We start from the raw sequence: 12,629 nt of genomic DNA on the forward strand, positions 1-12,629 counted from the left end.
ATCGTGGCCGCAACGGTTGGACGCGCCTGCGCGAGCCGCTAACGTGCCGCGCATGGCAGAAGAACTTGTGCACCGCGCCGACTCCGGCGGCACCGCGACGATCACGCTGGACTCCCCGCACAACCGCAACGCCCTGTCCGCGCAGCTGCGGCGCGAGCTGCACGGGCACGTGGCGGACGCGTTCGCCGACGAGAGCGTCCGGGTGCTCGTGCTGGACCACACTGGTCCGGTCTTCTGCGCCGGGATGGACCTGAAGGAGTCGCAGTCCGCCTCCGCCGACGACCAGGGCGTCCGGGCGTTTCCGGCGCTGCTGGAGCAGCTGTGGACGAGCCCGAAGCCGGTGATCGCGAAGCTGGCCGGACCGGCCCGCGCGGGCGGTGTGGGACTCGTCGCGGCGGCGGACATCGCCGTGGCCGCCGACGAGGCGACGTTCGCGTTCTCCGAGGTGCGCATCGGGGTGGTGCCGGCGGTCATCTCGATGACCGTGCTGCCCAGGCTCGCGCCGCGGCAGGCGCACGAGCTGTTCCTCACCGGGGAGCGCTTCGACGCGCGCCGGGCGGTGGAGGTCGGCCTGCTCAACAGCGCCGTGCCCGCCGGGGAGCTGGACGCCGAGGTGCGGCGCTACGCCGGGATGCTCGCCCGCGGCGCCCCCGGCGCGCTGGCGGCGGCGAAGCGGCTGCTGCTCGACCCGCCGTCGGCGACGGCGGACCGGGAAGCCTCCTACGAGAAGCTGCTGGCGCTGTCGGCCGAGCACTTCGCCGGTGAGGAGGGCCAGGAGGGGATGCGCGCGTTCGCGGAGAAGCGCGACCCGTCCTGGGTCCCCGGTGACTGAAGCACCCGGTCGCGCCTCATGGCTGCGGGCATCGCGGGAACGCATCACTGGTCTGGTGCAGATCAGTGATGCGTGCTGCACGGTATGCCTGCTGACCCAGCTGCGCTGCGCGCGGCCTCCGAGGAGGCCGAGCGACCCGCAGCCACGCCGGCGCACCGAGCATCGTCCGGGGTCGCGCCGACGCGGCCCTGCGCGCCGCCCTGACCCTGTGAACAGCAGAAACAAGGCGAACAGCAGAAACAACCCGCCGGGCTGCGCCCCGCCTACTCGCTGGCGAGCACGGGCTGGAAGCGGCGCCCGCACATCGAGTTCTCCGCGGCGTCGCGCAGCACGTCGAGGATGCGCTCGTAGGCGCGCGGGTCGTGCTCGGCCAGCGCCTGGTGCCCGGACCAGACGAGCACGTGCTCGCCCTCCGGCAGCCAGGACAGGTCGGTGAGGCAGTCGTAGAGGGCGTCGAGGTTGCGGCCCGCCCACTCGGGGAAGTTCAGCACGGCCGCGATGCCGTCGAGCGTCGTCCGCTTGCTCGTCAAGTCCGCCCCGTCCAGGACGTGGACCTCGGCGCCGCGGCGCTCCGCCTCCTCCACGGCCCGGTGGGCCTCCACGCGGGGCAGCTGCACCTCGCTCACCCCCGTCCTCCCAGCACGCACCCGTGCTCGCTTCAGCACCTTCATCAGCATCCACCGTCGGCGTCGGCACCCGCGCCGCGCGCACCGCGGGCCGCCCCGGCGTGTCCGCGGTGCTCACGAGCGCCGGTGAACTCCGATGGCACTTCGTGCAACGTCCGGTCCGCGCGGACGGATTCCGCCGCGCCGAGCGCGTCGTGCCCGGCCGATCCGTTCCCGCCGCTGACGAACCATCCGACCACGACGAGGAGGATCAGCGCGACCAACGCGAGGGTGATCCGTTTCCGCGGGCTCACGTCGAGGTTCCCCCCGCGTTCCGGCGCGCCGAGCGGCCTCCGGCGCGCAGCCGGGACCACCGGTCTTCGACCAGGTCGGCGACCCGGTCCACCACGCGCGTGGCCGCCCAGCACAGCGGGAGGAGAACGCCCACGACGAGGACGACCTGCACCGGGTAGGGAAGCTGCACGAGCCACAGCTCGATCGCGTCCCACCAGTCGAGGAGCCATGCCATCACGAGCGGACAGCGTACGCCGGTGCCCGGTGATCGCCCCGCCGGGGATTGCGCCGTTCGCGGGAGCGCGTCGTCACTGCTCGGAGCGCTCGCGGATCCACTTGATGATGGCGCCGAAGTCCTGGTCGCCCCCGCCGGTGTCGTTGAACCGCTCGTACAGGTCGAGGGCGAGCTGCCCGATCTCCGCTTCGGTACCGCTCTGCGCGGCGGCGGACTTCGCCAGCTTCAGGTCCTTGGCCATCAGCGAGGCGGCGAATCCCGGTTCGTAGTCGTGCTCGGCGCGGCTGGTGGAGACCATGCCCGGTTCGGGGCAGTTCGTGGTCAGCGCCCAGCACTGGCCGGTGGAGACCGACGCCACGTCGTAGAGCGCCCGCGGCGGCAGGCCGAGCCGCTCGCCCAGCACGAACGCCTCGCTCACGGCGATCATCGACGCGCCGAGGATGAGGTTGTTGCACATCTTCACGACCTGGCCGTTGCCGGACCCGCCGCAGTGGATGAGCTTGCGCGCGATCGGCTGCAGCAGCTGCTCGGCGCGGTGGAAGTCGCTCTCGGAGCCGCCGACCATGAACGTCAGCGTGCCCGCCTCCGCGCCCGCCGTGCCGCCGGACACCGGCGCGTCGAGCGCGCCGAAGCCGGCCTGCTCGGCCCACTCGTGGGTCTGGCGCGCTTCGGCGACGTCGACGGTGGACGAGTCGACGAGCAGCGTGCCCGGCTGCGCCGCGGCGAGGATCTCCGGGTAGCAGGCGTGCACCTGCTTGCCGCCCGGCAGCATGGTGATCACCGCGTCGGCGCCGGTCGCGGCGGCGGTGACCGAGTCGGCCGGGGTGATGCCGTTCGCCCGGGCCGCCTCCAGGACCTGCGGGTCCAGGTCGAAGCCCTGCACCGCGTTGCCGGCCCCGACGAGGTTGGCCGCCATGGGACCGCCCATGTGGCCCAGTCCGATGAAACCGATGACTGCCATAGTCTCCGTCCCCTTTCGAGTGGTGGGTTGCCGCGGACCGGGCGGGCCGGCCGCCGGGAGGCGGCGGAGCCGGGCGTGGGGAGTCCGCGGATTGGCTGGCGTGCGGTCGGGGGAACCCCCGGTGGTTCGGTCTGCGTACGTGGAGGAGGAAGCGGCTGCGCCGCTTGCCCGGCGGACCGTTGCGGCCGAGCGAACATCCGCCAATCCGCGGATTCCCTTACAGTTCGAGCTCCCCGTCCGGGTCGGGCTCGAAGAACGACGCGATCCGGTCCTCGCCGACCTCGGCCAGCGCGGGCGGGTTCCACTTCGGGTCGCGGTCCTTGTCCACGAGGGTCGCGCGCACGCCCTCGACGAACTCGCCGCTGCGCACGGCCGACATCGCCACCCGGTACTCCTGGCGCAGGGCCTCCTCGAGCGAGCCGTACCGCTGGCGCACCGCGCGCAGGGTCACGCTGAGGCTGGTGGGCGACTTCTCGGCGATGGCCGCGGCGGCCTCGGCGGCGCGCTGCTCCGGCCGCGCGCGCAGGCGCTCGAGGATCTCGGGCACGGTCGGTGCCGCGTAGGCCTCGTCGATCCACTCCCGGTCGGCCTCGGCCTGCGCAGCCGGCGGTTGCTCGGCGAACTTGCGCAGCGCCTCATCGGCGGGGGCCTCGGCCAGCGCGTCGGCGAGCTCCGGCAGCGCCGAGCGCGGCACGTGGTGGTCGGCGAAGCCGGCGTGGATCGCGTCCGCACCGCTGAACGGCGCCCCGGTGAGCCCGAAGTGCTCCCCCAGGTGCCCCGGGGTGCGCGAGAGCAGGTAGGTCCCGCCGACGTCGGGGACGAAGCCGATCCCGACTTCCGGCATGCCCACCTTGGAGCGCTCGGTGACCACCCGGTGCGAACCGTGCGCGGTGATGCCGACGCCGCCGCCCATGCAGATGCCGTCCATGAACCCGACGACCGGCTTCGGGTAGTTCCCGATCAGCGCGTTCATCCGGTACTCCTCGGCCCAGAAGGTCGCGGCGGCGCTGTAGTCGCCGTCGCGGGCCGCGTCGTGGATGGCGCGCACGTCGCCCCCGGCGCACAGGCCCTTCTCCCCGGCGCCGTCGATGAGCACCGTGCGGATGTGGTCGGCGGACTGCCACCGGCGCAGGGCGGCGGCGATCTCGCGCACCATGTTCAGCGTGAGCGAGTTGATCGCCTTCGGCCGGTTCAGCGTGATCCGCCCCAGGCCGCCCTGCTCGGAGAGCACGATCTCCTGCTCGCTCATGAGACGTTCTCCAGCAGGTCGCGGGCGATGATGAGTCGCATGATCTCGTTGGTCCCTTCCAGGATCTGGTGCACTCGCAGGTCGCGGACGAGTTTCTCCACGCCGTACTCGGCAAGGTATCCGTATCCACCGTGGATCTGAAGGGCCTCGTTGGCCACGGCGAATCCCGCGTCCGTGGCGAAGCGCTTGGCCATCGCGCACCAGCGGGTCGACCTCGGGTCGCCCGCGTCGAGGGCGCTGGCGGCGCGCCACAGCATCAGCCGCGCCGCTTCGAGGTCGGTGGCCATGTCGGCCAGCTTGAAGCGCAGCGCTTGGAACTCGGCCAGGTGCGAGCCGAAAGCCGTGCGCTGCCCGGCGTATTCGAGGCTGCGGCGCAGCGCGCTGTCCGCGCCGCCGACCGAGCAGGAGGAGATGCCCAGCCTGCCCGCGTCGAGCCCGGCCATGGCGATCTTGAAGCCCTCGCCCTCCGCGCCGAGCAGGCGTTCGGCCGGCACCCGGACGCCGTCGAGGACGACCTGGCACGTCGGCTGGGCGTGCCAGCCCATCTTCGCCTCGTTCGGGCCGAACGACAGCCCGGGCGCGTCGCCGTCGACGAGGAACGCGGAGATCCCGCCCGCGCCCGGGTCGCCGGTGCGGGCCATGACCAGGTACAGCTCGGCGGACCCGCTGCCGGAGATGAACTGCTTGACCCCGGTGAGCACGTACTCGTCGCCCTCGCGCACGGCGCGCGTGCTCAGCGCGGCCGCGTCGGACCCCGCGCCCGGTTCGGTCAGGCAGTAGCTGGCGAGCCGCCGCAGGGAGCACAGCTCGGGCAGCCACTCCTGCCGCTGCTGCGCGGTGCCGAACCGGTCGACCACCCCGGCGACCATGTTGTGGATGGACAGGTACGCGGTGACGCAGGGATCGCCGGTGGCCAGCGCCTCGTAGATGACGACCGAGTCGAAGCGGCTCAGCCCGCTGCCGCCGACGTCCTCGGCCACGCAGATCCCGCCCATCCCGAGCGGGCCGGCCGAGCGCAGCGTGTCCACCGGGAAGGTCGTGTTCTGGTCCCACTCCAGGGCGTGCGGGGCGAGCCGTTCGTCGGCGAACTCCTGCGCCGTGTCGCGCAGGGCGCGCTGGTCCGCCGACAGGTCGAAGCGGGAGGTCGGTTCTGCGGTCGGAGCGGACACGGCTCCTCCTTTCGTGGTCATCTCGCCGGTCTGGTCAGACCTGGCGGGAACCGCGCGGCTCCGGGTGCGGTCCGCATCGGCTCCGGCCGGGCCGGACGGCCCGGCCACCCGCATCCGGCGGATCACCGCCGCGGTGCGGGGTGCTGGAGTTGCCAGCGGCTCTCAGGGGTTCCTCGAGGGTCTGCACCCGAGCGGTGCAGAACCGAACGTCCGCTCCAGCCGGTCATGAGTTCGGAGCGGTCGGGCTGTTCGGGCGAACAAGCCGAAGGCCGAACGCGAGCAGTGCGAACTGCGCGGGTCACCGCTCGGTGCGGAGCTCCCAACCACCCGGCCCGACGCACCACAACGCAACCGGGGCCTGGATTCAGGTGCAGCTCCTGATGCCTCGCAACCGCACCCACCGCGGGTTCTCCCGTGCGGCTCATGCGAGGAAGGCTCGACGTTGTGTAGGTGGCTACCCGATGTCGAGCACCCCGGAGCATGAGCCGTGCGGGAGGTTCTGCTACCGGACCAGCTCCGCAACACGGCCCACCGCCCATCACTACGTCGGTATGGTGAAGCTGGCCCCGTCCTTGACCCCCGACGGCCACCGCTGGGTGACGGTCTTGGTCTGCGTGTAGAAGCGGACGGAGTCGGTACCGTGCTGGTTGAGGTCGCCGAAGCCGGAGCGCTTCCAGCCGCCGAAGCCGTGGTAGGCGATGGGCACCGGGATGGGGACGTTGACGCCGACCATGCCGGTGTCGACGCGGGTGGTGAAGTCGCGTGCGGCATCGCCGTCGCGGGTGAAGATCGCCACGCCGTTGCCGTACTCGTTCTCGCTGGGCAGGCGGGCCGCCTCGGCGTAGTCGCGGGCGCGGACGACCGAGAGCACGGGGCCGAAGATCTCCTCGCGGTAGATCCGCATCTCCGGGGTGACGCGGTCGAACAGGGTCGGGCCGAGGAAGAAGCCGCTCTCGTGGCCGGCCACCGTCTGCCCGCGCCCGTCGACGAGGAGTTCGGCGCCCTCCCGCTCGCCGACGCCGATGAGGTCGGTGACGCGGTCGCGCGCCTGCGGGGTGATCAGCGGGCCGAAGTCGGCGCTCTCGTCGAAGCTGGTGCCGACCCGCAGGTCGCGGACGCGTTCGGCGAGGCGTTCGACGAGGGTGTCGGCGGTGCGCTCCCCGACGGGGACGGCCACGGACACGGCCATGCAGCGCTCCCCCGCGGAGCCGTAGCCGGCGCCGACGAGGGCGTCGACGGCCTGGTCCATGTCGGCGTCGGGCATGACGACGAGGTGGTTCTTCGCCCCGCCGAAGCACTGGGCGCGCTTGCCGTGGGCGGCGGCGGTCGCGTAGACGTGCTGGGCGATCGGCGTGGATCCGACGAAGCCGACGGCTTCGACGGTGTCGTCGGTGAGCAGCGCGTCGACGGCGGTGGCGTCGCCGTGCACGACGTTGCACACCCCCGGTGGCAGGCCGGCTTCGACGAGGAGCTCGGCCAGCCGCAGCGGCACGGAGGGGTCGCGCTCGGAGGGCTTGAGGACGAAGGAGTTGCCGCAGGCGATGGCGGGCCCCATCTTCCACAACGGGATCATCGCGGGGAAGTTGAACGGGGTGATGCCGGCGACGACGCCGAGCGGCTGCCGCATCGAGTAGACGTCGATGCCGGTGCCGACGCCGTCGCTGTACTCGCCCTTGAGCAGGTGCGGGATGCCGGTGGCGAACTCGACGACCTCGAGGCCGCGCTGGATGTCGCCGTGGGCGTCGGGGACGGTCTTGCCGTGCTCGGAGGAGAGCAGCCGGGCCAGTTCGTCCTTCTCCTCCTCGACGAGCCGGAGGAAGCGCATCAGCACGCGGGCGCGCTGCTGCGGGTTGTACTTCGCCCACTCCTGCTGCGCCGCGGCCGCGTCGCGCACGGCGGAGCGCACCTCGTCCGCCGTCGCGAACGGGACGCGGGCCTGCACGGCTCCGGTGTTCGGGTCGAACACCTCGCCCGCGGATCCGGACCGCCCCGCGACCCGCTTGCCGCCGATGAAGTGCTCCAGTTCACGGCTCATGCGCCACCACCGATCCCACGCGATTACTCAAACTTCAAACCATCGGTCTTCCAATATTTCTGGCGGGAGGCGCGAACGCAAGAGCGCGCACCGAACTCGCCCGGAACGAGCAGCACCCGGTCGGGCCACCCCGCCTCGTGCGTGCGCACTCGTCCGCACGCACGCCCGCGCTGATCGCCCGCAGCACGCTTACCCTGCCCGCATGGCACGCGATCCGCAGGACATCCGGGCGATGGCCGACATCATCACGCCGTTCGCCATCCGCACGATCGCGACGCTCGGTGTCCCGGACGTCGTGCGGGACGGCCCGGTGCCGCTGGAGTCGATCGCGCGGCAGTGCCGCGCGCTGCCCGACCCGCTGGGGCGCGTGCTCCGCTACCTCGTGCACCACGGGATGTTCACCGAACCGGAGCCGGACGTCTTCGGCCCGAACGAGACCTCGCACGCGCTGCGCAGCGACCGGCCGGGCAGCCAGCGCGCGTGGCTGGACATGGACGGCGCCGTGGGACGCGCGGACCTCGCCTTCGTCGAGCTGCTCACCCACGTGCGCGGGCAGGAAACGGCCTACACGGCGGTGTTCGGGCGCGGGTTCTGGCAGGAGCTCGCCGACGACGAGCAGCTGTCGGACTCCTTCGACGCCCTCATGGAGAGCAAGACGCACGGGCTGGCGCCGCTGGTGGCGCAGGCCCGCTCGTGGGACGCGTTCAGCAGCATCGCCGACATCGGCGGCGGCAAGGGCCTGCTGCTGGCCGAGATCCTCGCCGAGCACCCGGACGTGTCCGGGGTCCTGGTGGAGCTGCCCGGACCGAGCGGCAACGCGGCGGACTACCTGCGGCAGCGCGACGTGGCCGGGCGGGTGGAGATCGTCACCGCCGACTTCCTCGAACCGCTGCCCCGCACGGCGCACGCCCTGCTGCTGTGCGACGTGCTGGGCGACTGGGACGACGCGGAGGCGACCCGGCTCCTGCGCAACTGCGCCGCGGCCGCCGAGGAGGGCGGCCGCGTGTTCGTCGTGGAGGTGCTGCCCGAGCACGACATCGCCGAGCACCCGAGCGCGGCCGACGCGACCACGATGGACGTGTTCACCGAGCTCGACCTGCGCATGATGGTCTACGTGGGCGGGCGGATGCGGGACCTCGCGGCCGTGCGCGGCCTCGCCGACGCCGCGGGGCTCGACCTGGTCGGGGTCACCACGCTGGACAACGGCTACGCGCTCATCGAGTGCCTGCCGCGCGAGCAGCCCGACTGAGGCAGGTGGCTCCTGGCGGGCACCGATGATCGCGGGGCGCGCGGCTGACCCGCGCAGCACCACTCTCCTGTTAAGCTTTGCCGAAATGACTGAGGGTCGCTGGAGATTCAACGAGGAGCGCCGGGAAAAGCTCCAGAGCGACGGCTCCGCAACCGAAAGCGCTGCAGACTTCAGCAAAGGCCTGGCCGCACAGCTGAAGAATCCACTGGCCAAGCTGGGGGACGCGATCGAGAGCACCTGGACGGCGTTCCTGCTGGCTCCCGGCGCATGCGTCATCGCCGTCGTTGCCGCCACCGTCGAGACCGCTGGGGTTCAGGTCAGCTGATGAGCACAGGACCGTTTCCCCACCTCAGTTTCATGCTGGTATCCCCTCCGCTCGAGCGGAAGATCAAGAGCTCCTGCACAGCGGGTGCGGTTCCGTCCTTGGCCACAGCTCCGATCATCGGCCTCATCGTCCTCTTCCTGGACGGCGACCTGCTGTTCGGAAAGCTGCTGCAGGGGTTGTGCGCTCTCTTTCTGCTGGCATCCGGGAACTACCGAGTCGCCCGCAAACTGCTGCCTCCGCGGCCCGCGATGCTTCAGCAGTACGGTCTGTCAGGGCAGGTCGTCGGCCCGCCACCGCATCCGGCGGACCGCACCGGTGAGCGGTGAACCAGCGAGCTCCTGACGAGGTGGCATCCGAGAACACAGGGGTTGCAACACTGGACACCCCGGACGCCCCGCAGTTGGGCCGCGCGCTCGAGAGTTCGCCGCGGCTCTGCGCGCGTCGACCGGCGGTTCCGCGGGCACCGGCGGTCGCGATGTCGATCGGTGACCAGCCCCGCACCGCCCCCGAGACGTGAAGAGGCGGGCGGGAATCCGACGCCAGGATTCCCGCCCGCCTGCGCACCACCGCTGTCGACACCCCGCCACAGGGTTACTTTGCTGGTGCGTTCACTCCGGTGCGTTCCCACGGCGCACCGGACCCCCTCCCCCGACCGAGCCGGGTACGGCCGGAGGCGGGATTCGCGCACCGGTCCACCTCGGCGCCCCGCAGCGTCCTGGCGGACCGGTGCCGAAAACCGGGATCAGAACTGGGCCGACTCGGTGGACTCGGCCAGCGCCGTGGTGGACGCGTCCGGGCTCACGGCGGTGCTGATCAGGTCGAAGTAGCCGGTGCCGGCCTCCCGCTGGTGCCGGGTCGCGGTGTAGCCCTCGGCCTCGGCCGCGAACTCCCGCTGCTGCAGGTCGACGTAGGAGACCATGCCGTCGTTGGCGTAGCCCTTGGCCAGGTCGAACATGCTGTAGTTCAGCGCGTGGAAGCCCGCCAGCGTGATGAACTGGAACTTGTAGCCCATCTGGCCGAGCTCGTTCTGGAACTTCGCGATGGTCGCGTCGTCCAGGTTGCGCTTCCAGTTGAACGACGGCGAGCAGTTGTAGGCCAGCATCTGGTCCGGGTACTGCTGCTTGACCGCCTCGGCGAACCGGCGCGCCTCGTCGAGGTCCGGTGTGGAGGTCTCCATCCAGATCAGGTCGGCGTGCGGCGCGAAGGCCAGCGCCCGGGTGATGCACGGCTCGATGCCGTTGCGCACCTTGTAGAAGCCCTCCGAGGTGCGCTCACCGGTCAGGTACTGGGTGTCGCGCTCGTCGACGTCGTTGGTGAGCAGCGTGGCGGCCTGGGCGTCGGTCCGGGCGATGACCAGGCTGGGCACGTCGGCGACGTCGGCGGCCAGCCGGGCCGCGTTCAGCGTCTTGACGTGCTGGCTGGTGGGGATGAGCACCTTGCCGCCGAGGTGGCCGCACTTCTTCTCGGAGGCCAGCTGGTCCTCCCAGTGCACACCGGCCGCGCCCGCGGAGATCATGCCCTTCATCAGCTCGTAGGCGTTGAGCACGCCGCCGAAGCCGGCCTCGGCGTCGGCCACGATCGGCGCCATCCAGTCGACCTGCTCGCCGTTGTCGCTGGTGTCCGGGTCCAGCGCCTCGGAGTAGTTGACCTGGTCCTGGCGCAGCAGGGCGTTGTTGATGCGCCGCACGACCTGCGGGACCGAGTTCGCCGGGTACAGGCTCTGGTCCGGGTAGGTCTCGCCGGCGAGGTTCGCGTCCGCGGCGACCTGCCAGCCGGACAGGTAGATGGCCTTCAGGCCCGCGCGGACCTGCTGCACCGCCTGGTTGCCGGTCAGCGCGCCGAGAGCGTTGATGTAGTCGTGCTCGTGGAGCTGCTTCCACAGGCGCTCGGCGCCGTGACGAGCGAGGGTGTGCTCCTCGGTCACCGAACCGCGCAGCCGGACGACGTCCTCCGCGGAGTAGGTGCGCTCGATCCCCTCCCAGCGGGGGTCGGTGTCCCACTCGTGCTGGAGCTGCTCGGCCGCACGCTTGGCCTGGGCGCGGATCCCTTCCTCGTTCATCCGTTTCACCTTCCGGATCGGTCGCTGCCTGGTGACACCCAGTCTTGGTGCTCGCGAGCGAAAAGACGAGGAGATTTCCCTAGAAAATTTGGCTGATTTTCTGCTAGGGTCAACGCCATGTCGGCATTCGCCTCGGAAGAACACGGGAATTTTTCAACCGAGCACGACCTCCTGGTGTTCGGTCAGCGGTTGCGGCACTTGCGCCGAGCGGCCGGGCTCACCCTGTCCGACCTCGGCGACAAGGTGGGGCGGGCGCCCTCGCAGCTGTCCCTGCTCGAGAACGGCCACCGCGAACCCAAGCTGTCGCTGCTGCGCGCGCTGGCCGACGCGCTCGGCACCACCACCGACGAACTGCTGTCCAACAAGGCCCCCAACCGCCGGGCCGAGCTGGAGATCGCGGTGGAGAAGGCCCAGCAGGACCCGCTGTACCAGCAGCTGAGCGTGCCGCCGCTGAAGGTGAGCAAACGCGTGCCCACCGAAGCGCTCGAACACGTGCTCGCGCTGTACGAGGAGCTCAAGCGGCGGGAGACCAAGCAGGTCGCCACCCCGGAGGAGGCCCGCAAGGCCAACGCCGAGCTGCGCGCCATGATGCGCGAGCACGGCAACTACTTCGCCGGGATCGAGAAGCAGGCCGCGGAACTGCTCGACGGCGTCGGCTACCACGGCGGCGCGCTGTCCGAGGGGCTCATCCAGTCCATCGCCGCGAACACCGGCTACGGGCTGCGGTTCGTCACCGACCTCCCCCGATCGGTGCGCTCGGTCACCGACCTCAAGCACAACCGCATCTTCCTGCGCCGCGAATCCCTGGGCATGCACAGCCCCCGCACGATCCTGCTGCAGACGCTCGGCCACCTCACGCTCGGCCACAAGCAACCGCGCGACTTCGCCGACTTCCTGCGCCAGCGCGTCGAGGCCAACTACTTCGCCGCAGCCGTGCTCGTGCCGGAGCAGACCGCCGTGCCCTTCCTGCGCCAGGCCAAGGCCGACCGCGACCTCGCCGTCGAGGACCTGCGCGACGTGTTCTCCGTGTCCTACGAGATGGCCGCGCACCGGTTCACCAACCTCGCCACCCAGTACCTGGACCTGCGCTGCCACTTCGTCCGCAACGACGAGACCGGCATCATCTACAAGGCCTACGAGAACGACGGCCTGGTCTTCCCCTCCGACCCCACCGGCGCGATCGAGGGCCAGCGCATGTGCCGCCACTGGGCCGGCCGGCAGGTGTTCAACGCGCCCGACCGGTACTCGACGTACTACCAGTACACCGACAAACCGGGCGCGACGCACTGGTGCGTCGCGCACGTCGACCCCAGCCGGGGGCGGGACTTCGCGATCACCCTCGGCGTGCCGTACGCGGAGTCGCGCTGGTTCCGCGGCCGGGACACCACCAACCACGAGAAGTCCGGCTGCCCCAACGGCGAGTGCTGCCAGCGCCCGCCGGCGGAACTCGCCAACCGGTGGGAGGGCATGGTCTGGCCCTCGGCGCGGGCGCACTCGCACGTGCTCACCGCACTGCCCTCGGACACCTTCCCCGGCGTGGACGAGGCCGACGTCTACGCCTTCGTCGAGTCGCACCAGTACTGAGGCGTCCGAACGAGTTGAGCGGGCCGGCTTCC

The 12,629-nt window shown here is 71.3% G+C and carries 13 protein-coding genes; 5 read left to right on the forward strand and 8 right to left on the reverse strand.

Annotation, left to right across the window (positions count from 1 at the left end; translation table 11 throughout):
• Positions 1–52 precede the first annotated feature (52 nt).
• On the forward strand, positions 53–832 hold the full coding sequence (locus ACYVJE_RS16525; protein ID WP_461145166.1) for an enoyl-CoA hydratase-related protein: 780 nt from the start codon (positions 53–55) through the stop codon (positions 830–832).
• 263 nt (positions 833–1,095) lie between these two features.
• Here ACYVJE_RS16525 and ACYVJE_RS16530 read toward each other — a convergent pair whose 3' ends face one another.
• The 7 genes from ACYVJE_RS16530 to ACYVJE_RS16560 all read right to left on the reverse strand — a co-directional run bounded on the left by ACYVJE_RS16530 (position 1,096) and on the right by ACYVJE_RS16560 (position 7,380).
• Complete coding sequence (locus ACYVJE_RS16530) at positions 1,096–1,458, reverse strand: barstar family protein (RefSeq protein ID WP_459158754.1); 363 nt, start codon at positions 1,456–1,458, stop codon at positions 1,096–1,098.
• A gap of 44 nt (positions 1,459–1,502) precedes the next feature.
• A complete protein-coding gene (locus ACYVJE_RS16535) occupies positions 1,503–1,751 on the reverse strand; it encodes a hypothetical protein (RefSeq protein WP_459158753.1) in 249 nt (82 codons plus the stop codon).
• A complete protein-coding gene (locus tag ACYVJE_RS16540) occupies positions 1,748–1,966 on the reverse strand; it encodes a hypothetical protein (RefSeq protein ID WP_459159932.1) in 219 nt (72 codons plus the stop codon). The genes ACYVJE_RS16535 and ACYVJE_RS16540 overlap by 4 nt, the downstream gene beginning before the upstream one ends.
• A gap of 73 nt (positions 1,967–2,039) precedes the next feature.
• Positions 2,040–2,927, reverse strand: a complete 888-nt coding sequence (mmsB, locus tag ACYVJE_RS16545) for a 3-hydroxyisobutyrate dehydrogenase (RefSeq protein ID WP_461145167.1) — start codon at positions 2,925–2,927, stop codon at positions 2,040–2,042.
• A 217-nt stretch (positions 2,928–3,144) separates the two neighbouring features.
• On the reverse strand, positions 3,145–4,176 hold the full coding sequence (locus ACYVJE_RS16550; RefSeq protein WP_461145168.1) for an enoyl-CoA hydratase/isomerase family protein: 1,032 nt from the start codon (positions 4,174–4,176) through the stop codon (positions 3,145–3,147).
• Complete coding sequence (locus tag ACYVJE_RS16555; protein WP_461145169.1) at positions 4,173–5,345, reverse strand: acyl-CoA dehydrogenase family protein; 1,173 nt, start codon at positions 5,343–5,345, stop codon at positions 4,173–4,175. Before ACYVJE_RS16555 ends, ACYVJE_RS16550 begins: the two co-directional genes overlap by 4 nt.
• Positions 5,346–5,886: 541 nt before the next feature.
• Positions 5,887–7,380, reverse strand: a complete 1,494-nt coding sequence (locus tag ACYVJE_RS16560) for a CoA-acylating methylmalonate-semialdehyde dehydrogenase (RefSeq protein WP_461145170.1) — start codon at positions 7,378–7,380, stop codon at positions 5,887–5,889.
• Positions 7,381–7,582: 202 nt separating this feature from the next.
• Here ACYVJE_RS16560 and ACYVJE_RS16565 point away from each other — a divergent pair, with 202 nt between their 5' ends.
• From ACYVJE_RS16565 to ACYVJE_RS16575, 3 genes are all read left to right on the forward strand, one after another.
• Positions 7,583–8,629, forward strand: a complete 1,047-nt coding sequence (locus tag ACYVJE_RS16565; protein WP_459158748.1) for a methyltransferase — start codon at positions 7,583–7,585, stop codon at positions 8,627–8,629.
• 85 nt (positions 8,630–8,714) lie between these two features.
• Positions 8,715–8,954, forward strand: coding sequence for a hypothetical protein (locus tag ACYVJE_RS16570; protein ID WP_461145171.1), 240 nt, complete (start codon positions 8,715–8,717; stop codon positions 8,952–8,954).
• 98 nt (positions 8,955–9,052) lie between these two features.
• Positions 9,053–9,280, forward strand: a complete 228-nt coding sequence (locus ACYVJE_RS16575) for a hypothetical protein (protein WP_461145172.1) — start codon at positions 9,053–9,055, stop codon at positions 9,278–9,280.
• A 416-nt stretch (positions 9,281–9,696) separates the two neighbouring features.
• Here the strand turns inward: ACYVJE_RS16575 and aceA are convergent, their stop codons facing one another.
• Complete coding sequence (aceA, locus tag ACYVJE_RS16580) at positions 9,697–11,013, reverse strand: isocitrate lyase (RefSeq protein WP_459158741.1); 1,317 nt, start codon at positions 11,011–11,013, stop codon at positions 9,697–9,699.
• Positions 11,014–11,130: 117 nt separating this feature from the next.
• Between aceA and ACYVJE_RS16585 the strand changes: the two genes are divergently transcribed.
• The gene (locus ACYVJE_RS16585; protein WP_459158740.1) at positions 11,131–12,597 is read left to right on the forward strand and encodes a helix-turn-helix domain-containing protein; all 1,467 of its coding nucleotides are present in this window, start codon (positions 11,131–11,133) and stop codon (positions 12,595–12,597) included.
• Positions 12,598–12,629: the final 32 nt, after the last annotated feature.

It is taken from the genome of Salinifilum aidingensis, assembly GCF_054782015.1.

Bases quoted from the DNA above. Each gene is read 5' to 3' on its own strand.
- ACYVJE_RS16525 (WP_461145166.1), top strand. From the start codon at position 53: ATGGCAGAAGAACTTGTGCACCGCGCCGACTCCGGCGGCACCGCGACG.
- ACYVJE_RS16540 (WP_459159932.1), bottom strand. From the start codon at position 1,966: ATGGCATGGCTCCTCGACTGGTGGGACGCGATCGAGCTGTGGCTCGTG.
- mmsB (WP_461145167.1), bottom strand. From the start codon at position 2,927: ATGGCAGTCATCGGTTTCATCGGACTGGGCCACATGGGCGGTCCCATG.
- ACYVJE_RS16550 (WP_461145168.1), bottom strand. From the start codon at position 4,176: ATGAGCGAGCAGGAGATCGTGCTCTCCGAGCAGGGCGGCCTGGGGCGG.
- ACYVJE_RS16560 (WP_461145170.1), bottom strand. From the start codon at position 7,380: ATGAGCCGTGAACTGGAGCACTTCATCGGCGGCAAGCGGGTCGCGGGG.
- ACYVJE_RS16565 (WP_459158748.1), top strand. From the start codon at position 7,583: ATGGCACGCGATCCGCAGGACATCCGGGCGATGGCCGACATCATCACG.
- ACYVJE_RS16570 (WP_461145171.1), top strand. From the start codon at position 8,715: ATGACTGAGGGTCGCTGGAGATTCAACGAGGAGCGCCGGGAAAAGCTC.
- aceA (WP_459158741.1), bottom strand. From the start codon at position 11,013: ATGAACGAGGAAGGGATCCGCGCCCAGGCCAAGCGTGCGGCCGAGCAG.
- ACYVJE_RS16585 (WP_459158740.1), top strand. From the start codon at position 11,131: ATGTCGGCATTCGCCTCGGAAGAACACGGGAATTTTTCAACCGAGCAC.